Annotated in this window: 27 protein-coding genes; 13 read left to right on the top strand and 14 right to left on the bottom strand. The window is 69.9% G+C overall.

Annotated features, from left to right (window positions below; translation table 11 throughout):
* Nucleotides 1-59 precede the first annotated feature (59 nt).
* Complete coding sequence (locus KBZ12_RS05700; RefSeq protein ID WP_254956917.1) at nucleotides 60-311, top strand: hypothetical protein; 252 nt, start codon at nucleotides 60-62, stop codon at nucleotides 309-311.
* 19 nt (nucleotides 312-330) lie between these two features.
* Here KBZ12_RS05700 and KBZ12_RS05695 read toward each other — a convergent pair whose 3' ends face one another.
* Entirely contained in the window at nucleotides 331-849 is a 519-nt protein-coding gene (locus KBZ12_RS05695) for a single-stranded DNA-binding protein (protein WP_254956915.1), read from the bottom strand.
* A 29-nt stretch (nucleotides 850-878) separates the two neighbouring features.
* Between KBZ12_RS05695 and KBZ12_RS05690 the strand changes: the two genes are divergently transcribed.
* Both KBZ12_RS05690 and cutA read left to right on the top strand, forming a co-directional pair.
* Nucleotides 879-1,685, top strand: coding sequence for a precorrin-6A/cobalt-precorrin-6A reductase (locus tag KBZ12_RS05690; RefSeq protein WP_254956914.1), 807 nt, complete (start codon nucleotides 879-881; stop codon nucleotides 1,683-1,685).
* Nucleotides 1,678-2,067, top strand: coding sequence for a divalent-cation tolerance protein CutA (cutA, locus tag KBZ12_RS05685; protein WP_254956913.1), 390 nt, complete (start codon nucleotides 1,678-1,680; stop codon nucleotides 2,065-2,067). The genes KBZ12_RS05690 and cutA overlap by 8 nt, the downstream gene beginning before the upstream one ends.
* Here the strand turns inward: cutA and KBZ12_RS05680 are convergent.
* From KBZ12_RS05680 to KBZ12_RS05665, 4 genes are all read right to left on the bottom strand, one after another.
* Entirely contained in the window at nucleotides 2,003-3,001 is a 999-nt protein-coding gene (locus tag KBZ12_RS05680; RefSeq protein WP_254956912.1) for an adenosine kinase, read from the bottom strand. The two genes, cutA and KBZ12_RS05680, sit on opposite strands and share 65 nt — an antisense overlap.
* A 42-nt stretch (nucleotides 3,002-3,043) precedes the next feature.
* Nucleotides 3,044-4,357, bottom strand: a complete 1,314-nt coding sequence (locus KBZ12_RS05675) for an adenylosuccinate synthase (protein ID WP_254956911.1) — start codon at nucleotides 4,355-4,357, stop codon at nucleotides 3,044-3,046.
* A gap of 74 nt (nucleotides 4,358-4,431) precedes the next feature.
* The gene (gene psb27 / locus KBZ12_RS05670) at nucleotides 4,432-4,845 is read right to left on the bottom strand and encodes a photosystem II protein Psb27 (protein WP_254956910.1); all 414 of its coding nucleotides are present in this window, start codon (nucleotides 4,843-4,845) and stop codon (nucleotides 4,432-4,434) included.
* A gap of 25 nt (nucleotides 4,846-4,870) precedes the next feature.
* A complete protein-coding gene (locus tag KBZ12_RS05665; RefSeq protein WP_254956908.1) occupies nucleotides 4,871-6,661 on the bottom strand; it encodes a proline--tRNA ligase in 1,791 nt (596 codons plus the stop codon).
* Nucleotides 6,662-6,921: 260 nt separating this feature from the next.
* Here KBZ12_RS05665 and KBZ12_RS05660 point away from each other — a divergent pair, with 260 nt between their 5' ends.
* Complete coding sequence (locus KBZ12_RS05660) at nucleotides 6,922-7,332, top strand: hypothetical protein (protein ID WP_254956906.1); 411 nt, start codon at nucleotides 6,922-6,924, stop codon at nucleotides 7,330-7,332.
* A gap of 479 nt (nucleotides 7,333-7,811) precedes the next feature.
* Here KBZ12_RS05660 and KBZ12_RS05655 read toward each other — a convergent pair whose 3' ends face one another.
* On the bottom strand, nucleotides 7,812-8,498 hold the full coding sequence (locus KBZ12_RS05655) for a class I SAM-dependent methyltransferase (protein WP_254956905.1): 687 nt from the start codon (nucleotides 8,496-8,498) through the stop codon (nucleotides 7,812-7,814).
* Nucleotides 8,499-8,649: 151 nt separating this feature from the next.
* Here KBZ12_RS05655 and KBZ12_RS05650 point away from each other — a divergent pair, with 151 nt between their 5' ends.
* Nucleotides 8,650-9,012 (top strand): 2Fe-2S iron-sulfur cluster-binding protein, encoded by a 363-nt coding sequence (locus KBZ12_RS05650; protein WP_254956904.1) that lies wholly within the window; start codon nucleotides 8,650-8,652, stop codon nucleotides 9,010-9,012.
* Nucleotides 9,013-9,018: 6 nt separating this feature from the next.
* Nucleotides 9,019-9,384, top strand: coding sequence for a Spx/MgsR family RNA polymerase-binding regulatory protein (locus KBZ12_RS05645; protein WP_254956903.1), 366 nt, complete (start codon nucleotides 9,019-9,021; stop codon nucleotides 9,382-9,384).
* Here KBZ12_RS05645 and KBZ12_RS05640 read toward each other — a convergent pair.
* The gene (locus KBZ12_RS05640; RefSeq protein ID WP_254956902.1) at nucleotides 9,381-10,898 is read right to left on the bottom strand and encodes a hypothetical protein; all 1,518 of its coding nucleotides are present in this window, start codon (nucleotides 10,896-10,898) and stop codon (nucleotides 9,381-9,383) included. The two genes, KBZ12_RS05645 and KBZ12_RS05640, sit on opposite strands and share 4 nt — an antisense overlap.
* 67 nt (nucleotides 10,899-10,965) lie before the next feature.
* Between KBZ12_RS05640 and lepB the strand changes: the two genes are divergently transcribed.
* Nucleotides 10,966-11,694: a signal peptidase I gene (lepB, locus tag KBZ12_RS05635; RefSeq protein WP_254956901.1), complete on the top strand. Its 729-nt coding sequence runs from the start codon at nucleotides 10,966-10,968 to the stop codon at nucleotides 11,692-11,694.
* On the opposite strand, the gene KBZ12_RS05630 is transcribed toward lepB, so the two are convergent.
* Nucleotides 11,648-12,928, bottom strand: coding sequence for a dihydroorotase (locus tag KBZ12_RS05630; RefSeq protein ID WP_254956900.1), 1,281 nt, complete (start codon nucleotides 12,926-12,928; stop codon nucleotides 11,648-11,650). The two genes, lepB and KBZ12_RS05630, sit on opposite strands and share 47 nt — an antisense overlap.
* A 28-nt stretch (nucleotides 12,929-12,956) precedes the next feature.
* Complete coding sequence (locus KBZ12_RS05625; RefSeq protein ID WP_254956899.1) at nucleotides 12,957-14,282, bottom strand: histidine phosphatase family protein; 1,326 nt, start codon at nucleotides 14,280-14,282, stop codon at nucleotides 12,957-12,959.
* 84 nt (nucleotides 14,283-14,366) lie between these two features.
* Here KBZ12_RS05625 and KBZ12_RS05620 point away from each other — a divergent pair, with 84 nt between their 5' ends.
* The 5 genes from KBZ12_RS05620 to KBZ12_RS05600 all read left to right on the top strand — a co-directional run bounded on the left by KBZ12_RS05620 (nucleotide 14,367) and on the right by KBZ12_RS05600 (nucleotide 19,869).
* On the top strand, nucleotides 14,367-15,785 hold the full coding sequence (locus KBZ12_RS05620; protein WP_254956898.1) for a CPBP family intramembrane glutamic endopeptidase: 1,419 nt from the start codon (nucleotides 14,367-14,369) through the stop codon (nucleotides 15,783-15,785).
* Between the two features lie 57 nt (nucleotides 15,786-15,842).
* The gene (locus tag KBZ12_RS05615) at nucleotides 15,843-16,283 is read left to right on the top strand and encodes a hypothetical protein (protein ID WP_254956897.1); all 441 of its coding nucleotides are present in this window, start codon (nucleotides 15,843-15,845) and stop codon (nucleotides 16,281-16,283) included.
* Nucleotides 16,283-18,133 carry a peptidoglycan D,D-transpeptidase FtsI family protein gene (locus tag KBZ12_RS05610; protein ID WP_396100685.1) on the top strand — a complete coding sequence of 617 codons (1,851 nt, stop codon included), beginning with the start codon at nucleotides 16,283-16,285 and terminating at the stop codon, nucleotides 18,131-18,133. Before KBZ12_RS05615 ends, KBZ12_RS05610 begins: the two co-directional genes overlap by 1 nt.
* A gap of 100 nt (nucleotides 18,134-18,233) precedes the next feature.
* Nucleotides 18,234-19,403 carry a transaldolase gene (locus KBZ12_RS05605; RefSeq protein WP_254956896.1) on the top strand — a complete coding sequence of 390 codons (1,170 nt, stop codon included), beginning with the start codon at nucleotides 18,234-18,236 and terminating at the stop codon, nucleotides 19,401-19,403.
* Nucleotides 19,404-19,479: 76 nt separating this feature from the next.
* Nucleotides 19,480-19,869 (top strand): Crp/Fnr family transcriptional regulator, encoded by a 390-nt coding sequence (locus KBZ12_RS05600; RefSeq protein WP_254956895.1) that lies wholly within the window; start codon nucleotides 19,480-19,482, stop codon nucleotides 19,867-19,869.
* 6 nt (nucleotides 19,870-19,875) lie between these two features.
* Here the strand turns inward: KBZ12_RS05600 and KBZ12_RS05595 are convergent, their stop codons facing one another.
* Genes KBZ12_RS05595 through pyrH form a run of 3 tightly spaced genes read right to left on the bottom strand, consistent with a single transcriptional unit; the run spans nucleotide 19,876 to nucleotide 22,298 of the window.
* The gene (locus KBZ12_RS05595) at nucleotides 19,876-21,015 is read right to left on the bottom strand and encodes an NAD(P)/FAD-dependent oxidoreductase (protein ID WP_254956894.1); all 1,140 of its coding nucleotides are present in this window, start codon (nucleotides 21,013-21,015) and stop codon (nucleotides 19,876-19,878) included.
* Nucleotides 21,012-21,551 (bottom strand): ribosome recycling factor, encoded by a 540-nt coding sequence (gene frr, locus KBZ12_RS05590; RefSeq protein ID WP_254956893.1) that lies wholly within the window; start codon nucleotides 21,549-21,551, stop codon nucleotides 21,012-21,014. The genes KBZ12_RS05595 and frr overlap by 4 nt, the downstream gene beginning before the upstream one ends.
* Nucleotides 21,552-21,578: 27 nt before the next feature.
* On the bottom strand, nucleotides 21,579-22,298 hold the full coding sequence (gene pyrH / locus KBZ12_RS05585) for a UMP kinase (protein ID WP_254956978.1): 720 nt from the start codon (nucleotides 22,296-22,298) through the stop codon (nucleotides 21,579-21,581).
* Between the two features lie 100 nt (nucleotides 22,299-22,398).
* On the opposite strand from pyrH, the gene KBZ12_RS05580 reads away from it, so the two are divergent.
* A complete protein-coding gene (locus tag KBZ12_RS05580; RefSeq protein ID WP_254956892.1) occupies nucleotides 22,399-22,584 on the top strand; it encodes a hypothetical protein in 186 nt (61 codons plus the stop codon).
* A 24-nt stretch (nucleotides 22,585-22,608) separates the two neighbouring features.
* Here KBZ12_RS05580 and cobO read toward each other — a convergent pair whose 3' ends face one another.
* Nucleotides 22,609-23,310, bottom strand: coding sequence for a cob(I)yrinic acid a,c-diamide adenosyltransferase (cobO, locus tag KBZ12_RS05575; RefSeq protein WP_254956891.1), 702 nt, complete (start codon nucleotides 23,308-23,310; stop codon nucleotides 22,609-22,611).
* 63 nt (nucleotides 23,311-23,373) lie between these two features.
* Nucleotides 23,374-24,597, bottom strand: a complete 1,224-nt coding sequence (locus tag KBZ12_RS05570; protein ID WP_254956890.1) for a site-specific integrase — start codon at nucleotides 24,595-24,597, stop codon at nucleotides 23,374-23,376.
* Nucleotides 24,598-24,727 lie beyond the last annotated feature (130 nt).

Raw genomic sequence — 24,727 nt, 5'->3', positions numbered from 1 at the left:
TCCCCATTGTCCAGCAGCGGGGGGCAGGATGGAGCCCCACAAGGCCGTCCGCCAGCCCCATGGCCAGCCATCCCGACCACCAGAGCGACGCCCCCACCGGCAGCAGCGAGGATTCAGGTGCTGCCGGCGGCACCCCCTGGAGCGCGACCGAAGCCCCTTCGACGGCCGAACTCCTCTCTCAGCTGGGAGAGGACCGGCTCTGGCTGCTGCGCCAGCTCGACAGCGGCCGCTGGAGCCCATGGCGACTGGATCTGGCGGCCCTGGAGAGGGAGCTGGGCCAGCTGATCGACCAGGCCGGCGAACGGCTCTGAACCCGGATCAGGGCCCGAATCAGAAGGGAATGTCGTCGTCGTCGCCAAGGGGCACCAGCGGGGAGGTGTCCCAGACAGGCGCGGCCGCCTCGGCCGGCGCGACGCTGGCGGGGCGTGAAGCGGCCGGGGCCGGCGCGCGGCGCGGCGCTGGGGTCGTTGAGCCAGCGGCTGGCCGGGGTGCCGGCTGGGGGGCAGGCGCTGGGGACTGGCTCTGGGCCTGGGGGACAGCCGCGCCGGGAGTGAGGGGATGGAGCCGCGCCAGGGTGAATTCGGCCCGCTTCTCCTTGACCCCGTCCTGCCGGGTGACGGTGTTCATGCGCAGCCGCCCCTCGAGGACAAGCCGCTGACCCACCTGAACCCTGTTCTGGAGGTCCTGGGCGAGATTTCCCCAGCCCACCACCTTCAGCTGGCCCGGGGGATCATCGGGCCGCAGGCCCTCGATCTGCACAGCCATTTCGGCCACCGGCGTCTGGCTGTCCTGGGTGTAGCGCACCTGGGGCGCCTCCAGAACCTCCACCTCCAGCAAGCAGTGATTCACGCCGGCACCAACCGATGGGAGGCATCATCTTGAAGCATCCTCCCCACGGCGGCAGGATCTGGCTGATCGCCGGCACCGGGGAGGGTCCCTCTCTGGCGCGACAGCTGCTGGCTGGGGGCTGGCGTTTGAAGGTGTCCCTGGTGAGCCGGCCCGCCGCCCTGGCCTACGGCGCCCACCCCCAGCTGGAGCTGGCGGTGGGGGCGATCGGCGCCTCGGAGGGGCCGGAGGCGGGGGTGGCCGCCGAACTGGTCGAGGCCCGACGCCGGGGCGAGCCCTACACCTGGGTGATCGACGCCACCCACCCCTTCGCCACCCGCATCAGCGCCGCCCTCGCCCTCACCTGCCCTGCCCAGGGGCAGCCCCTGCTGCGGCTGAAGCGACCCGATCTCAATCCCGCAGGCGCCGTGGTCCTGGGCGATGTGGCCAGCCTGGGCGCCCATTGCCGGCCAGGCGAGCGGTTGCTGCTGGCCATCGGCGCCCGCCGCCTGGGCGAGGCCGTGGCGGCCGCGCCGCAGGCCCTGCACCACGCCCGCCTGCTGCCCCACGGCGAGGCCCTGGCGCTGGCCCTGGCCACCGGGATCCCGGCCCAGCGGCTGGCCCCCCTGCGGCCCAGCGGCGACGGCCGCATCGAGCGGGCCCTCTGCCGCCTCTGGTGCATTGAAGCGGTGCTGTGCCGCCGCTCCGGCGGCACCAACGAAGCCCAGTGGCACCGCATCTGCGCCGAACTGGGCCTGCGGCGGCTGCTCCTGGAGCGCCCGCCGGAGCCTGGCCAGGCGGAAGCCCTGCCGCTGCGGGACCTGCTGCAACGCCTCGGCCAGAGTGGCCCCCATGCCTGAGACCGACCCCATCCCCGTGAGCCTGGTGCTCACCACCGAAGCCGACCGGAAGCGGGCCGAGGCCCTGGCCCTGGCACTGCTGGAGCGGGGCCTGGTGGCCTGCGCCAGCCTGCACCCGGTGGAGTCGCTCTACCGCTGGCAGGGGCAGCTGGAGCGGAGTGAGGAGGTGCAGCTGCTGCTCAAGACGAGCCCCGGGAAGCTTGAGGAGCTGCGCCGCAACCTGGGGGAGCTGCACAGCTACGACACACCGGAGTGGATCCATTGGCAGGCCAGCAGCGATGGCCCCTATGGCCGCTGGCTGCTCGAGCAGCTGCCGCTCAGCCCAGGTGGCGGGCCACCAACTCCGGCAATGAAGCCTGGGGACGCGGACCCAGCTGGGTGACCACCTGGCCGGCGCAGAGCGAACCGAGCTGACCGCAGCGCTCCAGGCTCTCCCCCCTGGTGTGGCCGTAGAGGAAGCCGGCGGCATAGAGATCGCCGGCGCCGGTGGTGTCCACCAAAGGGCCGAGCCGGAACGGTTCGATCGCCAGGGTGGTATCACCGCTCAACAGCAGGGAGCCCCGCTCGCTGCGGGTGAGGGCCGCCAGCTTGCAGCGGCCCCGCACCTGGTCGGCGGCCGCTTCAAAGCTATCGCTCCCGTAGAGGGACGTGATTTCCGTCTCGTTGGCGAACAGCACATCGACGTGGCCGTCGACCAGCTCCAGGAAACTCTGGCGGTGGCGCTCGACGCAGAAGGCGTCGGAGAGCGAAAGGGCCACCTCGCCGCCACTGGCGCGCATCACCTCGGCGGCGGCGATGAAGGCGCGCTTGGCCTCCTCGCTGTCCCAGAGGTAGCCCTCCAGATACAGCACCTTGGCCTGACGCACCATCTCCAGATCGAGGTCGGCGGGATCCAGGCCCACCGACGCCCCCAGGTAGGTGCACATGGTGCGCTGGGCATCGGGGGTGACCAGGATCAGGCAGCGGGCGGTGGAGGGTCCGCTGCTGGCCGGGGGGGTCTCGAAGCTGGCCCCCACGGCCCGGATGTCGTGGGCGAAGATCGCCCCGAGCTGGTCGTCCCGGACCCGGCCGATGAACCCCGCCTGGCCGCCCAGCTGGGCGATGCCGGCCAGGGTGTTGGCCGCCGATCCCCCGGAGGTCTCGAGGCCCGCACCAAGGCTGGCGTAGAGCCGTTCGGCCTGGGATTCGTCCACCAGGGCCATGGTGCCCTTGGTGAGGCCGTGGGCCTCGAGCAGGGCGTCATCGGCCTGGACAAGGACATCAACGATGGCGTTACCGATGCCGACGACGTCGAAGCGCTTGGGGGTGCTTGTCAAAGGGAGGGGCGACAGGGGGGATGGGGAGGCGGAGACTTGGGCTCAGACGCTGAGCAGGGCCCGCTTGGGGCCGTGGATCGGATCCTCGACCACGATCGTCTGATCCCGTTGGGCACCGAGGGAAACGATGGCGATCGGAACCTCCATCAGCTCGGCCAGGAAGCGCAGGTACGCCATGGCGGTGGGGGGCAGATCCTCCAGGGCACGGCAATCGGCCGTGGAGCACTGCCAGCCCGGCAGGCTCTTGAACACCGGACGGCAGCGGGCGAACTCGTCGGAGCTGCTGGGGAAGTGGTCGATGCGGCGGCCATCGAGTTCGTAGGCCACGCACACCTGGATCTCGTCCAGCTCATCGAGCACATCGAGCTTGGTGATCGCCAGGCAGTCTAGGCCGTTCACCTGGACCGCATAGCGGCCGATGACCCCATCGAACCAACCGCAACGGCGACGACGGCCGGTGGTGGTGCCGAACTCCCCGCCGCGGTCGCAGAGGTGGTCGTTGAGGCTGCCCTCCAGTTCGGTGGGGAAGGGTCCTTCGCCCACCCGGGTGGTGTAGGCCTTGGCCACACCGATCACCCGGTCGATCAGGGTGGGGCCCACGCCGGCGCCGATGCAGGCGCCCCCCGACACGGGATTGGAGGAGGTGACGTAGGGATAGGTGCCGTGGTCGAGATCCAGCAGGGTGCCCTGGGCGCCCTCAAAGAGGATGTTCTTGCGGGCCCGGGCCGCCTCATGGATGGTGCGGGTGCAATCCACCACGTGGGGGGCCAGCCGGCGGCCGTAGGCGGCGTACTCCTCGATCACCGCGTCCGCATCCAGGCCGGGGACGCCATAGACCTTCTCGAGCAGGTCGTTCTTCTCGGCGAGGGGGCCGAGCAGGCGATCGCGCAGGCAGTCCGGATCGAGCAGGTCGATGACCCGGATGCCGTTGCGCTGGGATTTGTCGGCATAGGTGGGGCCGATGCCCCGCCCCGTCGTGCCGATGCGGCGGTCGCCCCGGCGCTGCTCCATCGCCAGATCCAGCAGCCGGTGGTACGGCATCGTGACGTGGGCCGTGGAGGCGAGCTTCAGCCCGGAGACGTCGATCTCCAGCTCCAGCAGGGTGTCGATCTCGCCCAGCATCACCTTGGGATCCACCACCGTCCCCGATCCGATCAGGCAGATGGTGTCCGGATAGAGGATCCCCGAGGGGATCAGGTGGAGCTTGAGGACCCGGTCCTCGACGACGATGGTGTGCCCGGCGTTGACCCCGCCCTGATAGCGGACCACGACATCGGCGGAGCGACTCAGCAGATCGGTGATCTTGCCTTTCCCTTCGTCACCCCATTGCGCACCGATGACGACAACATTGGCCAAGGAAACAGCGGCCCGTAGCCGCTTCTAAGCACAAGGGGAGAGCTTCTCAGATCGGGGCCCCCTTCGTCAAAGGTTCAGGCCCCGCGCACCGCGGACGCTTCAGCTTTCTTAAACTCCTTCTCCAGCCGGCTGCGCAGGGCATCGGGCAGGGGGCGGTTGGCGTAGCCGGCGTAGTGGGCCGCCAGTCCGTTGACCGCGGTCTGCATGGTAGTGAAGGAGGCCAGGGCGTGGATGTCCTGGCGGGGCCGGTAAAGGGCGGTGTAGCCGTTGATCAACTGCCGGGCCTGCAGCTCCGCCTCCTGGCGGGCGGGGTCCTCCTGGGGCAGGGCGATGGTGGTCAGCAGGGTCTGGGCCACGCTGACGGTGTCATCGACGTAGTTGCCGCTGAGGCCGCCGGGGGCCTGGCTGCAGCCGCTCAGTCCGAGGCAGAGACACAGGCCGAGGGCCAGAAGGGGACGGAGCAGGCTGCGGCGCAGAAGGGCGACCAAGGGAGGAACGGCGTCTGGATAAATCCTACGGGGATGCACCCGGCAGCCCGAGCAGGTGCTCGAGGGCGGCGTCGGCGCTCAGCTCGCGCTTGCCCGTGTCGCCGCTGCGGTCCACAAGCTCCACCGTGCGCTGCCCAGCGCCACGGCCCACCACCAGCCGCCAGGGGATGCCGATCAGGTCAGCGTCCTTGAACTTGACCCCGGCCCGTTCGGGGCGGTCATCGAGCAGAACGTCGATTCCGGCCTTCAGCAAACGGCTGTAGAGCTCCTCGGCCAGGGCCACCTGCACCGGATCCTGACTGCTGGCGATCACGATGATCACCGTGTAGGGCGCGATCGCCACGGGCCAGCGGATCCCGTCGGCGTCGTGGTGCTGCTCCACGGCGGCCTGGGCCAGCCGCGAGACACCGATGCCGTAGCAGCCCATCCAGAGGGGCTCCTCGTTACCGGCCTCGTTGGTGAAGCGGGCCTCCAGGGCCTCGGAATACTTTCGGCCCAGCTGGAAGATGTGGCCCACCTCGATGCCTCGGGCCGCCTCCAGCCGCTGGGAGGGATCGTGCAGGCAGCGGTCTCCAGGCTGGGCCGATCGCAGGTCCTCCACCTCAGGGACCGGACAGATCTCACCCCAGCGCGCCCCCACCAGATGCTCATCGCTGCGGTTGGCACCGCAGACGAAGGCCTCGAGTTCGGCGGCAGAGGAGTCCGCCAGGCGCAGCAGTGGAACCGCCTTGCCGGGGGCTTCGCCGTGGCGCAGGGCCGGATCCTCCAGATGGGGACCAAGGAAGCCGAAAGGCACGGCGTCCCAGAGATGGTCGGCCAGCAACGGCACGATCTCCAGCAGGGCTCCGGCATCGGGACAGCGGGCCGTCACGGCGTTGGCCAGCTTGACGTCGTTGAGCTGCTGGTCGCCCCGCAGGCACACCAGCACCCCCCGCGGGGGCGCCGCGGCGAAACGGGCCAGCAGCAGCAGCACCTTCAGCGTCTGGGTGGGGTCGAAGCCATGGGCAGTGCAGAGATCTTCGATGCTCTTCTGGGCGGGCGTGGCCAGGGACCGGCAGACGCCGGCCTCCAGGGGCACCGCCGCCGGCGGCAAGGAGACGGCCCGCTCCTGGTTGGCGGCGTAGCGGCCATCGGGACTGGCCAGGATCAGGTCTTCGCCGGCCTCGGCGGTGACCATGAACTCCTGGCTGGCGGAACCGCCGATGGCGCCGCTGTCGGCCTCCACCGCCACGGCCCGCAGGCCGCAGCGTTCGAAGATGCGCCGGTAGGCCCCGTCCATCGCGGCATAGGTGCGCCGCAGGCAGGCCTCATCGGCATGGAAGGAATAGGCGTCCTTCATGATGAATTCGCGACCGCGCATCAGGCCGAAACGGGGCCGGATCTCATCGCGGAACTTGGTCTGGATCTGATACAGGCAAACCGGCAGCTGCCGGTAGGAGCGCAGCAGGTCGGCCGCCAGCTCGGTGACCACCTCCTCATGGGTGGGGCCGAGCCCCAGGGAGCGCTCCTGGCGATCGACCAGGTGGAACATAATTCCCTCCCCGGCGGTGTAGCCATCCCAGCGGCCACTGCGGCGCCAGAGGTCGGCGGGCTGGAGCTGGGGCAGCAGGGTTTCGAGGGCGTCGACGGCGGCCATCTCCTCGCGGACGATGGCGGAGACCTTCTGGAGCACCCGCCAGAGCAGGGGCAGGTAGGCGAAGATCCCCGGCGCCAGCCGCCGCATGTAGCCGGCCCGGAGCAGCAGTTTGTGGGAGATGATCTCCGCTTCGGCCGGGTCGTCCCGAAGCGTCACCAGCATCAGGCGGGAGACGCGCATGGAGAAAGTCAGGATCGGCGCTGGACGCTATCACCGCAGGCCCGCTGAGCCCGGCAGCGCAGGGGGCGAAGACGGAGTCGCCGCAACGGGCTTCCCTGTGGCGTGGGGTCAGCCGCAGGCAAAAAGCTCTGCTATGGTCAGCCGCTAGTCCAGCGTGTCCAACACCAGTCTCAATGCTCGCTCACCCTGCCCAGGCCGGCTCTTCCATGGGCGGCCCCGCTGCTTCGGTGGAGCGGTCAGAGCCTCTGTCGCCGCCCCAAATGCTGCAGGCTGAGCCCGCCGCCGATGCCGAAACCCTGATCGGCATTGACGAGGTGCAGCGTTCCCTGAACCGATCCCGTGCCTCGGTGTATCGCTACACCAACACCGATCCCCGCAACCTCAACCCCCCGTTCAACCCCCGCAAACTCAATCCCGAGTACCGCAGCGACCAAAAGGAACCCCTCGTCTTTCACCCCCACGAGGTGGCCCGTTTCGCCCGCGACGTGCTGCGCATCAAAGAAGTGACCGTGGAGGTGCTCAACTCCCCCTCCACCGCCACCCAGCAATTGCTGGCTTCGATCCTGGAGGAACTGCGGGCGATCCGCGCCCGGCTCGATGGGGCCGACGCCACCCCCACCGACCTCCACCTGCACCGCCAGCAGCACTCCCAGTCACGGCCGGCTGCCTGAGTCCCGCAACCCTGTCCGGAAGGCCCGGCAGGGGGCAGAACGGACGGATCGGTGTCAGAATCAACCAAACATCCTTTGTTTCCCGTCGAGTGCCCCGGTCCGTCCGCTGCACGACTGCATGGATCACGTCCAACACGCCCGACCCTTTCCCCGCGCCGGTTCCCATCGCGGAACCATCCCTTCCCCGGCCGTCCCGGATGCCCTGATCAACGCGGCATCCCCTTCCAGTCCCGTTGATGGCTTCGCACTGGGCCCCTCCACGGGCGACGCAGAACCCAGCGAAGAGCCTGACAGTCCGGGACCCAGATCCCCTGGCTACGGCAACAGTGCGGAGGCGTCCTCTGACCTGCTCTTTGACCAGCCCCTGGGAGCCATCGCCGGATTTCTGCTCGGACTGGCGACTGTGCTTGTCCCCCTGGCCGGGGTGATCACCGACAGGCCCCTTCTGCCCGGCGAACAGCAGTCCAGCGAGCGGCGCTTCAGGCCCGTCGCTGTAGCAGAAAGCCCTGGAAGTCCAGGGCCTGGAAAAACGGCGCCGGATCGCTGAGGCCGGCGGCCTCCACCAGGGCCGTCAGACGGGCGATGCCGATGGGGTGGAAGCCCTGAATCTGGGCGGTGGGATCCACAGCCCCTCCAGCCACGCCGCTGGCCTGTTGGAAGCAACGCCAGGCCTCGGCCACCTGGGGAGACAGGGGCGAGCGCTCTGGGCGCATCAGGTCGACGAGCACCAGCTGCCCCTGGGGCCTGAGGCTGCGGGCCAGGGCGGTCAGGAAGGTCAGCTTGGTGCCGTCGTCGGGGAGGGACTGCAGCACCAGCACCGACAGGGCGCCATCGAATCGGGCCTCGGCGCCCAGCTGCTCCACCGTGGCGTGGTACCAGTCGATCTGGCCCCGGTTCTGCAGCCGCTGCCGGGCCACCGCCAGCATCTCCGCCGATGGATCGATGGCTGTGAGCCGCCAGTCGGGTCGCTGGGCGTCAGCCTCCAGCAGCTCGGCCCCCGTACCACAGCCCGCCACCAGCACCTCCGCCGCTTGCCTTGACGCCAGGGGAGAGGAGGCCAGCAGCGCCACCGACAGTCGAGCGAGGCTGGCGTAGCCGGGGATCAGCTGCTGCACCACCAGGTCGTAGGTGCCTTGCCGGGCCGGGGCGGGGTCGGAGGAGAGCAAGGTCTGCTGGCAACCTGCCCATCGTAGGCAGCCCCTCCCGACCGTCCCGATCCAATCCCAAGGCCATGATCCTTGCCCAAGGCAACGAAAGTGGGATCGTTGGGACGGGGTGTGGCCTAAGTTGGGCGGCGCCCCCTACCCACGATCGACCGTGCCCACCATCCGTTTCGAAAAGGAAGGCCAGCAGGTTGGTTGCATTGAAGGGGCGAATCTGCGCAAGGCGGCCCTTGACGCCGGGGTGAATCCCTACACGGGCCTCAACAACCTCAACAACTGCGGCGGCCTCGGCCAGTGCGGCACCTGTGTGGTGGAAGTGGTGGAGGGGGCCCGCAACCTGTCCCCCCGCAGCGACGTCGAGGAGGTCTACCTGGCGGATCGTCCCTCCAGCTACCGCTTGAGCTGCCGCACCACCGTCAATGGGAACGTCACCATCCGCACCAAGCCGGACTCCGGCGTGGGCAAGGGCTCCAACAGCCTGATCGGCGCCCTCAAGGCGCTCGTCGGCCGTAAGTGAGCCTCAATGGCTGATCAGGCGGTCCATCGCCTCTTTCATTACGCCGGCTGCAGCACCTGTCGCAAAGCGTTGGCCTGGCTGCGGGATCGGCAGATCCCGTTCGAGGCCATCGACATCACCACCAGCCCCCCGTCCCTGGAGCTGCTCAGCGAGGCCCACCGCCAGCTGGGTGGTTTCGGCCGGCTGTTCAACACCAGTGGCCAGAGCTACCGGGCCCTGGGCGCCGCCACGGTGAAGGCGATGGACACGGCCACGGCCCTGGCGGCCCTTGCCGCCGATGGGCGCCTGATCAAGCGTCCTTTTCTGGTCACGGCCTCGGGGCGGATCGTCACCGGATTCCGCCCCGAGGAATGGCAGGAGCTGTTCGCCTAGGCCGGGTCGTTGCCTTCGCCCGGCCCCTGGGTTCCCTTCACCATCAGCTGGTCAAGCTCCTCGATCAGCCCTTCGATGCCGGCCCGGCTGATCTGGCTCAGGTAGGTGCCCTTGAACTCCTCGAGGAAGGTGCAGAGCAACTGCTGGGAGCGTTCTAGGGCCGGTCCGCTCTCCAGGGCTTCGGCCAGTTCCTCCCAGAAGCGGTCGATGAAGCGCTGCAGCAGCTCCAGCTGCTGGTCATCGCGCCGGCTGAGGCGCTCACCGGTGCTGCGGGTGAGGTCGAGCAGGCTGTCCACCATCCCCCCGGCCAGCTGGCGGGAGAGCCCCTTCTCCACCTGCAGCAGGGGCTGGAGCTGGCGCAGACCCGGCGGCACGATGGCGTTCTGGAGGCTCTGCTGCAGGGCATGGCCCAGCACCCCCTGCAGCTCGGGGGCCAGGCGCGGCGCCACCCGCACCAGCAGCAGGGGGCCCCAGATCCGCACCAGTTCCACCAGTTCCCGCTCATCGTTACTGACCACGGTCTGATGGCTGCGCAGGGCCCGGATCCGCATCGGCCAGCGGCGCGAGCGGATCAGCTGCTGCAGACCATCGATCAGCTGCAGCGCCAGCACCTCGAACAGCTCGACCGCCAGCAGGGCCACCACGCCGCGGCTGATGACGGCCCGGATCGGCTCGATGGTGATCAGCCCGCTGGTGTGCAGCCGCTCCAGCACCGGCACCACCCGCAGCAGGCGCCAGAAGGGCAGCAGCAGGGGCAGGTCGATCCAGCGCCGCAGCAGGGCCCGGTTCCAGCTCAGGCCCGGCAGGCGGCGACGCAGGCGGTAGGCCCGCAGCAGGATGTCCAGGGCGAAGACGCTCTGGAACAGGATCAGGTCGTAGCGCCAGAAATGGTCGGTGGGGCGCCCGTTCTCATCGATCGAGCGCCAGTAGGTGGTGGCCACCAGGGGCAGCACCTGCTGGCGCCAGAACAACCGCTCCTGGTCCCAGGGATGGGAGGCGATCCAAGAGGGACTCAGCAGCACCGCCGCCGCCTGCTTGGCCGAGTCCTTGTCGGCGCGCTGACGCAGGCGGTTCTTGATCTTCTCCAGGGTGCCGGAGGTACCCGAGGCCAGCATCGGGTTGGAATCAATCATCTCAACGGTGAGCCGCACCTGCTCCGCCAGGAGCTTTTCCTGGGCAGGGCTGGGCGGCCCAGGGGGCCCCTGGCGCAGGGCCGCATCCAGGCGAGCGAACTGGGCCTGGTAGGCCTGGGTCTCTCGGTGGGGTTCGATCCCCTTGATCGGATCCACCCAGGGGGTGATGTCGGGGATGAAGGTGAGCGGCACCACCAGGGGCACCGACGCCAGCGGGTAGAGGTTGCGCTGCAGCCAGAAGGTACGCAAGGGGATGTAGGTGACGTCAAACGCCACCCACAGCAGATTCAGGGCGGCCCAGAGCGCCACGAAGCGATCCCAGCGGCGGCCCAGGCCACTGGAGGGCAGGGCCAGGGTCTGGTGCCAGCGTGGGCGTGCCATCGGGGACGCGGCGGGCGGGTGCGTGCCTAATCTGCCTCCCGACCACCGAACCTGCCGCACGAACCCCTTGAGCCCCTCGGATCCCCAGGTCGACGACGGCGCTCGCGATGAGCCGCAGCCCCACTCAGAACCGCAGCAGGAAAGCCCCTGGGCCTTCTGGCGCAGTGTCCTGATCACCCTGGCGGTGGCCCTGGGGATCCGCCAGTTCCTGCTCGAGGCCCGCTACATCCCCTCCGGCTCCATGCTTCCGGGCCTGCAACTGCAGGACCGGCTGCTGGTGGAAAAGCTCACCTTCCGACAACGCCCCCCCAAGCGCGGCGAGGTGGTGGTGTTCCGTTCCCCCTACCACTTCGATCCGATCCTCACCGGACCGACCAAGCCCGGTGGGTTGCGCTGTCTGCTGGTCAACCTCCCCCTGATCGGTTCCGTGCCGGGCCTCCAGCAACCGGCCTGCGACGCCTACATCAAACGGGTGATCGCCCTGCCCGGGGAGCGGGTGGTGGCCGATCCCCGCGGCCGCGTCACGATCAATGGCCGCCCCCTCGACGAGCCCTACGTCCGCAACTACTGCCCCGTCGATCGCCAGGGGGTCGGCCCCTGCCGCACCCTCGATGTGGTGGTGCCCGCCGGCCATCTGGTGGTGATGGGCGACAACCGGGCCAACAGCTGGGATGCCCGCTTCTGGCCCGGCGGACCGCTGCTGCCCGAATCCGAGCTGATCGGCCGGGCCTTCTGGCGTTTCTTCCCGTTCAGTTCGGCGGGCCCGCTGCCAGAACCCAACCAGCTGGATCGCTGAGCCCTGTGGCGATCACCCGTCCCTGCAGCTGACGATCCCGACAGGGCCGGTTGGCCGCCAGGGAGCCAGGCGGTGCGTCGGCCCAACGCCAGGCATGGCCAGGATCAAACAGCAGCCACTGGCGCGTGCCCGGGGCCAGCACGGGCTGGGGCCGCCCCAGGAAGCGGGCGGGTCCCCAGCAGAGCGCCTGCCAGAGCTGCTCCGCCCGCCAACCCTGGCGCCCCACCAACTCCTCCCAGAGCAGGGAGAGCACCAGGCCGTGGCCCGCCACGCCAGGGCGGCGTTGATCCAGGGGCAGCAGCTCCTCCTCGGCATCAAGGGCCACGTGGTGGACCGCAACGGCCCCGATGACGCCATCGGCGAGGGCATCGATCAGGGCCCGCCGGTCGGCCGGTCCCCCCAGGGCGGGCTCCAGCAGCCAGCCGTCATCGGCCGGATCGAGGCCACCGCTGTCTGCGACCAGATGCCACCAGCACACGGACGCCATCGCAGGGAGGGCCTCGCGCCGCAGACGCGCCACGGCTTCAGCGGTGGAGACGTTCATCAGCCGCAGCTGGAGGCTGGGCAGGTCGCCGGCCAGGGTGAGCAGGGTCTCCAGGGGGAGGGTTTCACTGCCGGGAGGGTCGAGGGGCCAACCCGCCCGCAGGGCCTCCACCCGCTCCCGCACAAAGCCCCGCTGGGCCAGGGACCGGTCCCGGGGCGGCAGCAGCACGGGCCGGTCCCCCATCTCAGCGAGCCTCAGGCCCCGCTCCAGCAGGTCGATCGGCGGCAGGGTCGCCCCGGCCGCCAGACCGCAGGCTCCGGCCGCCAGCTGGTCGGCGTGGGGGGCCAGCTCCCGGTCGAGGCCATCGACGCTGAAGCTGCCCCAGGGGAGCAACTGCAGGGGCTCGGGCCAGCTCCAGCCCAGCCGATCGGGGCGGTCCCGCCAGGTGGGGGCCCAGGGGAGCAGGGCCACGGTGCCGTAGCCACCGGCGGCGGCGGCGGCCCCAAGGCTGGCCAGGGTTTCCGCCCTCCCCTGCAGGGGCACCTCCAGCACGCTGTGGGGATCCACCAGCGCCGGGCCGAACCAGCAGCCGTCGCCGTCGACGCTGGCGCCTGCCGCCTCCGGGAAGGCGGCCGGATCCGGATCGATCGCCACCAGCAAGTCCTGCTCCAGGAGCACGTCGGCCCGCCGTGGCGGCCGGCCTGGGGATTCCAGCAGATGGACCCCGCGGATCAGCAGCTGACGGACCATGGCAGGGGCCTCGGGGGGAGTGGAGCGGCTAGAGGGCGCCGGCGGCCGTGCGGTCGATCACTCCGCCCAGATGGGCGGTGAGGTTGAGGGCGGTCACCACCGGCGTTGCCGTGGCCCCCTGGGGGTAATCGATCACGGTGACACCGCCGTTGCCCTGCTTCACGGTCCAGATGTCGCCGGGGGAAAGACCGAGCAAGGCGCAGAGAATGGTCTTGTTGACCGCATCATGGGCGACCACCAGGGCCGTCTCCTGGGGCCCCAGCCCGGCAGCGATGTGGTTCCAGGCCGCCAGGGACCGGTCCCAAACCTCGACGATGGTCTCACCTTCCGGCATCTGCACCGTTTCCGGGCTGCGCTTCCATGCCGCCAGGAGATCGGGCCAGCCGGCGGAGATCTCGCTCTCCAGCCGGCCCTCCCAGAGGCCATGGCCGATCTCCCGCAGACCCCGGTTGGTGGTGAGGGGTACCCCGGGGTGGGAGCCCAGGATCACCTCGGCGGTGCGCAGGGGGCGTGCCATGTCGCTGCTGTAGGCGCGCTGCAGCGGAATCGGGGCCAGGAAGGCCCGTGCCGCTTCGGCCTGGGCCAGGCCGTGGGCATTGAGGGGGATGTCGATCTGGCCCTGGAACCGGCCCTCCCGGTTCCAGTCGGTCTCGCCATGGCGCACCAGCAGCAGCCGGCAGCCCGCTCCGGCCGGCGGCAGGGCCGTGCCCAGGTGGGCTGTGCCGTTGAGGGATTCCAGCTGCACCGCCGGGCGTCCGCCCTCGCCGCGGACCAGGTTGAGCACCGAGATGGAGGCGTTGTCGAGCCTGAGGCGAAGGAAACCACTGGCCGGCAGCCCGAGCAGATGCAGCACCAGGCAGCGCAGGATGGCGTTGTGGGCCACCACGAGCACGGTGTCGTCGTCGCCATGGCGCTCCAGCAGCCGAGCGGCGAACCGGCCCGCCTGCTGCAGAAGTTCGGGCACCGGCAGAAAACGGCTGCCGTCAGCGCGCTGCAGCTCCATGGTCTCGGGGGCTTCGCGCCAGCGGCGCTCCTGCTCCTGGTCCAAGGCCCGCACCTCGCTGCGCAGCAAGCCGCTCCAGGGGGCCAGGTCGATCTCCAGCAGATCGTCGTCGAAGAGGGGGCTCAGCGGCGAGCCATGGCTGGCGAGCAGGGCCGCCGTCGTGGCGCTGGCCCGCTGCAGGGGGGAGCTGTAGACGGCATGGAACGGCAGCTCGGCGAGGGCCTCGCCCGTGCGACAGGCCTGGAGCTGCCCCTCCTCGGTGAGGTTGGAGAGGTCGTCACGGCCCTGGATGCGGTGCTCCAGGTTGAAGCTGCTCAACCCATGGCGGACCAGCACGATGCGAAGGGGCACGGTGCTTGTGGCGCAGGCCCGGCCATCGTATGGGAGCGGCCAGAGACAGGGGGCAGGGGAGAATCAGCTGCCCTTGCCGCCGAGGTGGTCCGTTTGAACGGAACCCCTTCCCGATCCGGACCCCCCGCCGCTCCGCCGGGCTGGAAGAGCCTGCTGGCCCTGCTCAGCCTGGCCCTCTGCGCCCTGTTGTGGGTGGGGGGGCTGATCGACAGCCTGGAGCGGCCGTCAGTGGTGGACTCCCTCAGCCTGCGGCAGCTGGAACTGGGGGCCCTGGCGGCCGAGGCTGTCCCGCCGGGCCTGCGGCCGCTCCTGGCCGGGGAAGCTCCCCGCCAGGACTTGAAGCTGGAGCTGAGGCGGCAGATGGAAGCCTCCGAAGAACCGCCGCTGGCCTTGCGCCGCCTCGAACTGGCCCTGCTGGAGCGCTCCGAGGCGGACCCTGCGGCCCTGGTCGATGGGACGGAACTGGGGGCCCTGGCCACCCAGGTGGACGCCGAGCGGCGCCCCCTGATCGACGTCCTGCTTGCCGGACGCTCCGTGGACGCCCGGCGACGGCAGGAGCTGCTGGCCCCCTGGTCAGCGCCGCTGATGGTGCAGCAGCTGGTCTGCGAACAGTTGCCGGGGGACCCGGGGACCTGTCCGGCGGAGGAGCGGTCCCTGGGATTGCTGTTGAGGCTGCTGGCGGTGACCGCCCTGCCGGCCCTGTTTCTGCTGACGGGGGTCATCCTTCTGCTGCGCCAGGGCTGGATGGCGTGGCGTCATCGGCTCCCGGCCGCGCCGCCGCTGCTGGGTCCACCCCTGAGCCCCGTCGATGTGACCCTGCTGATCGCCGGCGGGTTCGTGGTGCTCGGGGAGGTCGTTGTCCCGGTCGTGGTGCAGCCGCCGCTCCAGATCGCCCTGGAGCGCCTGGCCACACCGAGGGCCCTCAGCCAGGGCCTCGAGGTGCTGGTGCTCTACGCGGCCCTGATGGCGGTGCCCCTGCTGCTGCTCGCCCTGATGCTGCCGCGCCGAACCCCCACTCCTGTGGGGGGCTGGCTGCAATGGCAGTGGCGGCCGGCCCGGTCCGCCGTCAGCGGTGCCCTCGTCAGCCTGTTGATGGTGCTGCCGGTGGTGACGGCCTCCAGCTGGGTCATCGACAGGGTCTGGAGCGACCCAGGCGGGAGCAATCCGCTGCTGGACCTCGTGCTGACCAGCGCCGATCCCCTGGCCCTCTCCTGTTTCGCCCTCACCGCCCTGGTGGTGGCCCCCCTGTTCGAGGAGGTTCTGTTCCGGGGCGTGCTGCTGCCGGTGGCGGGGCAGAGGCTCGGTGGCGCCGGAGCCGTGATCCTCAGTGCCGCCATGTTCGCGATCGCCCACCTGAGCCTGGCGGAGCTGGCGCCCCTGTTCGTGCTCGGCCTCGGCCTCGGCTGGTTGCGGTGGCGCAGCGGCCGACTGGGCGCGGCCGTTCTGATGCATGCCCTCTGGAATGGGCTGACCTTCATGAATCTCCTCTTTCTCGCCGACTGACACCGCTTGCTGGCGCCCCCCTGGGGTGGTTCACTTGCGCAGTGCCTTCCAGGTCCCTTGGCCGCCTCCCCCGCCCCACGCAGCCAGAATCCCTCGCCAAGACTGAGGCCCCTGCATCTGATCGAGGGGTCGCTTTCGGCGCGCAAGATTGAACGGCAGGCGCCCTGGCTGGCCGGTCTGCATCGGATCAGCAGCGGAGCCCTGCTGGGACTGGGGCTCTCCATGCTCGGCCTGAGTGCCCTCACCCTCCACTGGCAGAACCAGTGGGCCAGCAGTTTCGGCCAGTTGCAGGCCTCCAAGACCCTGGAGCACCGCATGCAGGAGTCTTCCGCCCTGCTCGAACAGCACCACCTCAGCCTGGTCCGGCGGCCCGGTCTGCTGGAGCCCACCAGCAGCGACAAACTGATCCACCTGCCGGAGCCGCGCAGCAACCGGCCCCGCGCCTCCCTGCCCCTGCTCGCCGGCTTCCAGCTGCGCGCCATCCCGGCCGGCTATTGATGCCTTCTCCTTTCCGTTCGAGGTCTTTCGACGCCGGCGGCCAGGCCGCTTCCGGCAAGACGAGCGGACGCCGGAGCAAGACAGCGGGGACGCGGCGGGTGGTCGAGATCCAGCCGATCCCCACCGGCCGGATGCTGGCTGTCTATCTGCTGCTCTGCGCGGCCCTGGTCGGGCTGGCGGGACGCCTGGCCTGGCTCCAGGTGGTGCAGGCGCCGGCTCTCCAGGCCAGGGCCAGGGCCATCCAGACCCAGGCGATCACCCCCATCGGCAAGCGGCGCACCATCGTTGACCGCATGGGCCGGCTGGTGGCCCTCGACGAGGAGCGCTTCACCCTCTGGGCCCATCCGCGCTACTTCAACCTGCCGGGTGACGAACCCCAGAACATCCGCCCACCCGCCGACGTCGTACGGGAACTCTCCAAGGTGCTGGCGCAGCCGCCCGGAGAGCTGCTGCAAACCATTGGCAGCCGCCGCAGCGGCGTCAAGCTCGCCACCGGACTGGACCCGGAAACGGCCCATCGGGTGCGGGAACTGGGCATCAGCGGCATCGATCTGGAGGCCTACCCGCAACGGGTTTACCCCCAGGGTCAGCTGTTCGCCAACGTGGTGGGCTTTCTCAACCTGGAGCGGGTCGCCCAGGCGGGTCTGGAGCAGAGCCGGGACCGGGACCTGCGTCGCCATGAGGTGACGATGAGCATGCGCCGCGGCGCCGATGGCACCCCCCTGCCGGATGGCCTGCAGGCCGGGGCGCTGTATGGCGACGACCTGCGCCTGCAGCTCACCCTCGATGCCCGTCTGCAGCAGGTGGCCCAGCAGGCGCTGGGCAAGCAGGTGAAGCAATGGAGGGCCAAGCAGGGCGCCGCCCTGGTGATGAATGCCCGCAACGGCGAGATCCTCGCCCTGGCCTCCACCCCCAGCTACGACCCCAACAGGTTCTGGAAGTACAACCCCGCCCTGTTCCGGGAATGGTCGGTGCAGGACCTTTACGAGCCCGGCTCCACCTTCAAGCCCATCAATCTGGCCCTGGCGCTGCAGGAGAAAGCGATCCGTCCTGGCGACAAGGTGAACGACGTGGGGCAGCTGAGCATCGGCGGCTGGCCGATCTTCAACCACGACCGCCGCGCCAACGGCCTGATCGATTTCCCCACGGTGCTGCAGGTGTCCAGCAACGTGGCGATGGTGAAGGCCATGTCCCAGGTGAAGCGGGATCGCTTCTGGCACTGGCTGCGGGCCTTCGGCATCGACGAGATGCCGGACACGGATCTGCCGGGAGCCGTGGCGGGCCAGCTGAAGAGCCGCCAGGAGTTCACATCGGCGCCGATCGAACCGGCGGTCGCCGCCTTCGGCCAGGGCTTCTCCCTCACCCCCCTCAAGCTGCTCCAGCTGCACGGGATGCTCGCCAACGGCGGCCGGCTGGTGAGCCCCCACATCACCCGAGGTCTGCGATCCGGTGATGCCCTGGCCAGCGCCACAGCCCCGACGGGCGTGAAGATGCTGGATCCAGGGGTCACCCGCACCGTTGTCAACTGGATGGAAACGGTGGTCGAGAACGGCAAGGGGATGAAGATCCCCGGTTACCGCATCGCCGGCAAGACGGGTACGGCCCAGAAGGCACGGAACGGCGTGTACATCCCCGGGGCCAGGATCTGCAGCTTCGTGGCGATCCTGCCGGGGGACGATCCCGGTTATGTGGTGCTGGTTGTGGTCGACGAGCCCCAGGGCGGCAACGCCTACGGCTCCACCGTGGCCCTGCCGGTGGCCCGCCAGATCGCCGAAGCCCTGCTCGTGATCGAGAAGGTGCCCCCCAGCCAGCCGATCGTCAGCGGGCCCCGACGAGCCACGCCGTCCTGAGGCCCGGCCCTGTCCTCATTCCCACAACCCCGCTGCCTCGCCCAGGGGGGCCATGGCTAGCGTCTGGTCCTGACGACCTCCCTCCCGACGCCGTTCCACGATGGCCAACCTGCTCGAACAACTGGCCGCCATGACCGTGGTCGTGGCTGACACCGGCGACATTGAGGCGATTCGCCAGTTCACGCCGCGGGATGCGACCACCAATCCGTCCCTGATCCTGGCGGCGGCCCAGATTCCGGCCTACCAGGACCTGATCGACCGCTCCCTGCGCGAATCCCGTGAGGTGATCGGCGCGGCGGCCCCCGCCGAGGACGTGGTGCGCGAGGCCATTGACGAGATCAGCGTCACCTTCGGCAAGGAGATCCTCAAGATCGTGCCGGGCCGGGTCTCCACGGAGGTGGATGCACGCCTGAGCTACGACACCGAGGCCACGATCACCAAGGCCCGCAAGCTGATTGGCCTCTACGCCCAGGCCGGCATCGGCACCGACCGCGTGCTGATCAAGATCGCCTCCACCTGGGAGGGGATCAAGGCGGCGGAGGTTCTCGAGCGTGAAGGGATCCACTGCAACCTCACCCTGTTGTTCGGCTTCTCCCAGGCCGTGGCCTGCGCCGAAGCGGGCGCCACCCTGATCTCCCCCTTCGTGGGTCGCATCCTCGACTGGTACAAGAAATCCACCGGACGCGACAGCTACCCCGGAGCCGAAGATCCCGGCGTGCTGTCGGTGACGCGGATCTTCAACTACTTCAAGACCTATGGCTACGGCACCGAGGTGATGGGCGCCAGCTTCCGCAACATCGACGAGATCGTCGAACTGGCGGGCTGCGATCTGCTCACCATCTCCCCGGCCCTGATGGACCAGCTGCGGCAGAGCGAGCAGCACCTGGAACGGCGTCTTGATCCCTCCCGTCCCGGCGCGACCGAGGCCAGGTTCCACGTCGACGAGGCCACCTTCCGCACGATGATGGCGGCCGATCCCATGGCCAGCGAAAAGCTCGATGAGGGCATCCGCGGTTTCACCAAGGCCATCGAGACCCTGGAAGGTCAGCTGGCCCACAGGCTGGCGGTGATCGAGGGCGGAGCCGCCTTCACCCATGCGGTGCATGAGATCTTCCTGCTCAACGACCTCGATGGTGACGGCTGCATCACCCGCGAGGAATGGCTCGGCAGCGATGCCGTCTTCGATGCCCTCGACACCGACAACGACGGTCGCCTGGCACCCGAGGATGTGCGCGGCGGCCTGGGAGCTCCGCTGGCAATCAGCCGCTGAACGTCCGCTCAGGGCCCCATTCCTTGATCAGATGTTCACCTTGATGGGCAAAGATGGGCAACCCACCCTCTGACGAATGACCCACACCGTCCATGCTCTCGACACGATGCGCGCCCTCGCCTACAAGGGTGAGGTGAGGGATGTCGAGGCCGGTTCCGTCATCTTCAGTGCCGGCGAATCCGGCGACTGCATGTTTGGCCTGCTGGAGGGAACGGTGCGGCTCAGCTGGAACGCTGACGCGGGCCATGAGGACATCCAGGCCGGCGACGTCTTCGGAGCCGGAGCCCTGGCCACGGCGGAACACCGCCGTTACGGCCACGCCACGGCCCTCACCGCCTGCCGGCTGCTGGTGATGAACCGGGAAAAGTTCCTGTTCGCCGTCCAGGAGGCGCCCATGTTCGCCATCGAGCTGCTGGGTTCGATCGACCAGCGCCTGCGGGACATCAAGGGTGTGCCCCGCACCTGAAACCGCTCAGCCCCGCTGGAACAGCAACCGCCGGATCACCCGCTGGGCGATCTCCCCATAACCCATCTCGCCGGAAAGGATCTGGGCGATGCGCTGGGGGGCGGTGGGGCGTTTGACGCCGAGCTGGTAGCCCACCCGGGGCACCCGGTAGAACACCTGGGCGATGCGTTTGCCCCAGGCCATCGAATCGCCCCATGCCTCGCGCATGCGCAGGCTGTAGTGCTCCAGGGCAGGGCCCTCGCCATCCAGCCAGCGATCGAGGGCTGCGGCCGCTTCGCAACCGCTCAGCAGCGACGGGCGCAGACCCTCGGCCAGGAAGGGATCACAGAGCGAGGCGGCATCGCCCACCGCCACCAGGCCCGGCCCATGCAAGGCATGGTGGCCGTTCCAGAGCCGCAGCTGGCCGTGACGCCGATCACCGGCATCCGCTGGCAGCCCGAGGCTGGGCAACAGGGAGGAGAGCACCGCTCCGCTGTCGGCCTCCTGCTGGCCGACGAATGTGCCTACACCGATGCTGTAGCCGCCCTTGCGGGGAAACACCCAGCAGAAGCCATGGTGCACCAAGCCGAACTCGAAGCGGGCCATGTCGGCGGGATCCGGATCCGCCGCCACCTCCACCGAAACGGTGGCCGCGAAGCGGGGACGGGGCGGGCCCAGGCCGAGGGGCGCCGCGAACCGGGAACCGGAGCCATCGGCGATCACCACGGCCCTGGCCCGCAGCGGACCCTCGCCTGGAACCGACACCTCCCAGAGGCCATCGGCGCAACGCTCGATCCGCTCGGCCCTGCAGCCATGGCGCAGGTCGCAGCCCGCCTGGACGGCCTGCTCGGCCAGGAAGGCATCGAGCACGCTGCGGCGCACGATCCAGAAGGGGGCCGCGCCCGGCAGCTCCGCCGTCACTGGATCCTCCAGGCACCAGGTGAACCGCACCCGGCGGATCACCTGGTCGACGCTGGGGGCCAGATCGAAGGGGAACCAGCGTTGCACCGAGGCGGCCATGCCGCCACCGCAGGGTTTGGACCGTCCCGGGGCCTGGGCCTCCAGCAGGATGACGCGGCGGCCACGGGCCGCCAGGTGGAAGGCCGCCGCACCGCCCGCCGCCCCGGCACCCACGACGATCACATCGGCATGGGCGGGCTGGCTCACACCTTGAGGATCTCGGCTTCCTTCTCCGCCAGCTTCTTCTCCAGTTCGGCGATGTAGCGATCGGTCAGCTTCTGGACCTTCTCCTGTTCGTCGTGGCTCTGGTCCTCGGAGAGCTCCCCGTCCTTCTCCTGCTTCTTGATCCGGTCGACGCCCTCACGGCGGAGGTTGCGCAGACCCACCTTGCCCTCCTCGGCGTACTTGGCCGCGAGCTTGCAGAGCTCCTTGCGGCGGTCCTCGGTGAGGGGCGGGATGTTGATGCGAATGAGGCGGCCGTCGTTGTTGGGGGTCAGGCCCAGATCACTCATGGCGATCGCCTTCTCGATCAGCGCCATGGAGCCCTTGTCGAAGGGCTGGATCTGGATCGTCTGGGCGTCAGGGGTGGAGATCGTCGCCAGCGACTTGAGCGGCGTGTCGGCCCCGTAGTACTCCACGGTCAGCTTGTCGAGCAGGGAAGGGTTGGCCCGACCGGTGCGGATGGTGTTGAAGGTGCGCTGGGTGGCTTCCACCGACTTGCGCATGCTGGCTTCGAGATCCATGGCAGGGGAAGGGCGGAGGGAGAGGGGTCAGCGGGGGGGCGCCGGCACGATGCGGGTGCCGATGGGCTCACCGGCGACGGCCCGCCCGATGTTGCCCGAGCCGAACAGGTCGAAGACCACGATCGGAATGGCGTTGTCCTTGCACAGGGCGATGGCGGTGCTGTCCATCACCTCGAGCTCGCCGCTGAGCACGTCCAGGAAGGTGAGGGTCTCGTAGCGGACCGCATCGGCATGCTTGGCGGGGTCCTTGTCGTAGACCCCGTCCACCTTGGTGGCCTTGAAGATCACATCGGCGTTGATCTCGGCGGCCCGCAGGGCAGCGGTGGTGTCGGTGGTGAAGAAGGGGTTGCCGCAGCCAGCCCCGAAGATCACCACCCTTCCTTTCTCCAGGTGGCGGATGGCCCGGCGGCGGATGTAGGGCTCGGCCACCTCCTGCATGGAGATGGCGCTCTGAACGCGGGTCGGCACACCGACACGCTCAAGCCCGTCCTGCAGCGTGATGGCATTCATCACCGTGGCCAGCATGCCGACGTAGTCCGCCGTGGCCCGGTCCATCCCCGCCGCCGAACCCTTGAGGCCCCGGAAGATGTTGCCGCCACCCACCACGATGGCCAACTGGGTGCCCCCGGCCACCACCTCGACCACATCCTTGGCGATCGACTGAACGATGGCGGGATCGATCCCATACCCCTGGCCCCCCATCAGCGCTTCACCGCTGAGTTTGAGGAGAACGCGCCTGTAGGCCATCGGCTCATGCGATCGGCCGAACAGTAGCAACCCTCCCCGCGGCGCCACCAGGTTGCCCGCCGCTCCTTCACCCGCTTCACTGCCCCAAAGGAGCACCGCCATGGCCCGCGACCAGCCCGGACCCCGCAGCAGCGACGTGATGGCCCGCCTGACGCTGTCAGCCATGGATCGGGCCAGCGGCAGCCCCGGGTTCTGGGGCGAGCCGGAAGTGCACCGCGCCCTGCTGGTCAGCGGGCTGTCGGTGCTGGTGTGCAGCCTGGCCCGGCTGCGGGCCGACCTGGGCTGATCCCGGTGGCCTCAGGCTGAGATCTCAGAACTCAATCCCAGCCTGGGCCTTCACCCCCTGCTCCCGGAACGGGTGGCGCACCGCCTTCATCTCCGTGACCAGGTCGGCCCGCTCCAGCAGGGCCGGCGGGGCGCCGCGGCCGGTGAGGGCCACGTGGGTGAGGGGTGGGCGCAGGGCGAGACCTGCCAGCACCTGGTCGGGGGCGAGATAGCCCAGCTTGAGGGCCACATTGATCTCATCGAGCACCACCAGCTTGCGGTCGGCGTCGGCGAGGTAGGCACAGGATCGTTCCCAGGCGCTCTGCACCAGCTGGCGATCCCGCTCCCGGTCCTGGGTCACCCAGGTGAAGCCCTCGCCCAGGGCATGCCAGTGGAGCGCCTCGCCGAAGCGCTCCAGAGCCCTGGCCTCCCCCGGCTGCCAGCCCCCCTTGATGAACTGCACCACCGCCACGTTCTCGCCATGGCCCAGGGTGCGCAGCACCAGGCCCAGGGCGGCGGTGGTCTTCCCTTTCCCCTCACCGGTGAAGACGAGCACCAGGCCCTTCTCCAGGTTCCGCTCTCCCACCCGTTGCTGCTGAACCTCGCGGCGACGCTGCATGCGGCGCCGATAGGCCTCCTGGTCCCCTTCGGGGGCCAGATCCCCCCCCGGGCCCAGTTCCTCGGCCTGGCGATCCAGCGCCAACGCCTCGTCCGGAGCCGCTGGGGTCGTTGAAGCGATCGCCGTCATCGGTAGCGGTGTTCGTTTGAGGCACTCTGGCGGAACCCCTGGCGACCCGGGCGGCCCCGCGCCTCAGGAGGCCCGCAGGCGGGCCAGGGCGGTGTCGACCGCCTGCTGCTGGTCGCGCCGCGTGATCCAGTGGTGGTAGGTGCGGGTGTGGATTGCCACCGAGTGGCCCATCATCCGGGCCGCCACCGTGTCGGGCAGGCCGATGTGGATGGTGCGCACGGCCCAGGCGTGGCGCAGGTCGTAGGGGGTGATCGGCAGCCCATAGCGGCGGAACTGCTCCGCCACCCGCCGGCCCACCTGCTGCAGGGTGGTGCGGCGCAGATCGGTGCACACCCGGGGCAACTCGGCGCCGCCCTCCCCCAGGCCCTCCAGGCCGAAGTGCTCCACCCAGTCGGGCTGGAACGGCCACACCTGGTGCTCCCCGGTCTTGCTGGTGGGCAGCACCCGCAGCACCCGGTCGCCCCCCGGCGCCAGGGCGGAGAGATCGCAGAAGAAGATCTCGTGGTTGCGCAGGCCGTAGGTGGCCATCAGGCCATAGGCCAGGCGCCAGCGGGGGTTGGGGATGGCCTCCACCAGCTCGAGGATGCGGGCATCACTGGGCAGACCCCGGAACCGGGCCACATGCAGGCCATAGCCGCCGCTGCGCTCGCTCCAGTCGGCCGGCAGGGGCAGCTGCAGGTGGCGGGCGAGGGCCCCGAGGGCGATGCCGCACTGCTGGCGGCTGCGGCTGGCCAGGGGGTAGGTCTCCAGCACCCGCTCCAGCAGAGGAGCGTCGACCGCCGCCGGTGAGGACCCCGACGCGGCGGCCACCGCCGCCAGACGCCGCAGGTAGGGCCGGTAGGCGCCGCTCCAGGTGCTGCGGCTGCCGGCGGGCCGGCGGCGGCGGCGGGGATCGGCGAAGAAGGCCGCCTCGAAGCCGGCCAGGAGGGGAAGCAGTTCCCCAGCCTCAGGGGGCACCACCGCCTGAGCCATCTCCAGGGCAGGGGCAGGGGCAGGGGCCGCCGCAGCGGGCGGGCGCCGCCGCCAGGGCTCCCAGCGGAAGGTTCCCTTCTCCACCGACTGCCGCACCCGGTGGAGCTGCTCGAGGGCGGCGGTCACGCCGGCACCGGTGGCCGGCAGCCCCAGGCTGATGCGCTGCACCGGCCGCGCCGCCGTGCCCTTCGGGCAGGGCAGGGGCCCGCGCAGACCCAGCCGCTGCTGGCGGATCTCCAGGCGCAGGCCGGTGCCCAGGGCCGCCAGACGCTGATTCTCCTGCCGCACCAGCGTTGCCGGGTCGGTGTCAGCCATGGCACCCGGATCGGCAGCGGCTGGCGATGGCAGGGCGGCCAGGGCGATGGCGCGGCAGGCAGGGACCTGAGCCGGAACCTACCCAGGCCATCTCCGGGCCGCCAGGGTGTGGTTCCTTGCCAAGGCGGCG

It is taken from the genome of Cyanobium sp. Cruz CV13-4-11 (assembly GCF_024346055.1).
Classification (GTDB): domain Bacteria; phylum Cyanobacteriota; class Cyanobacteriia; order PCC-6307; family Cyanobiaceae; genus Cyanobium.
Note: the sequence above shows the minus strand (reverse complement) of the source record. Positions and strands in the feature narration are given on the sequence as shown.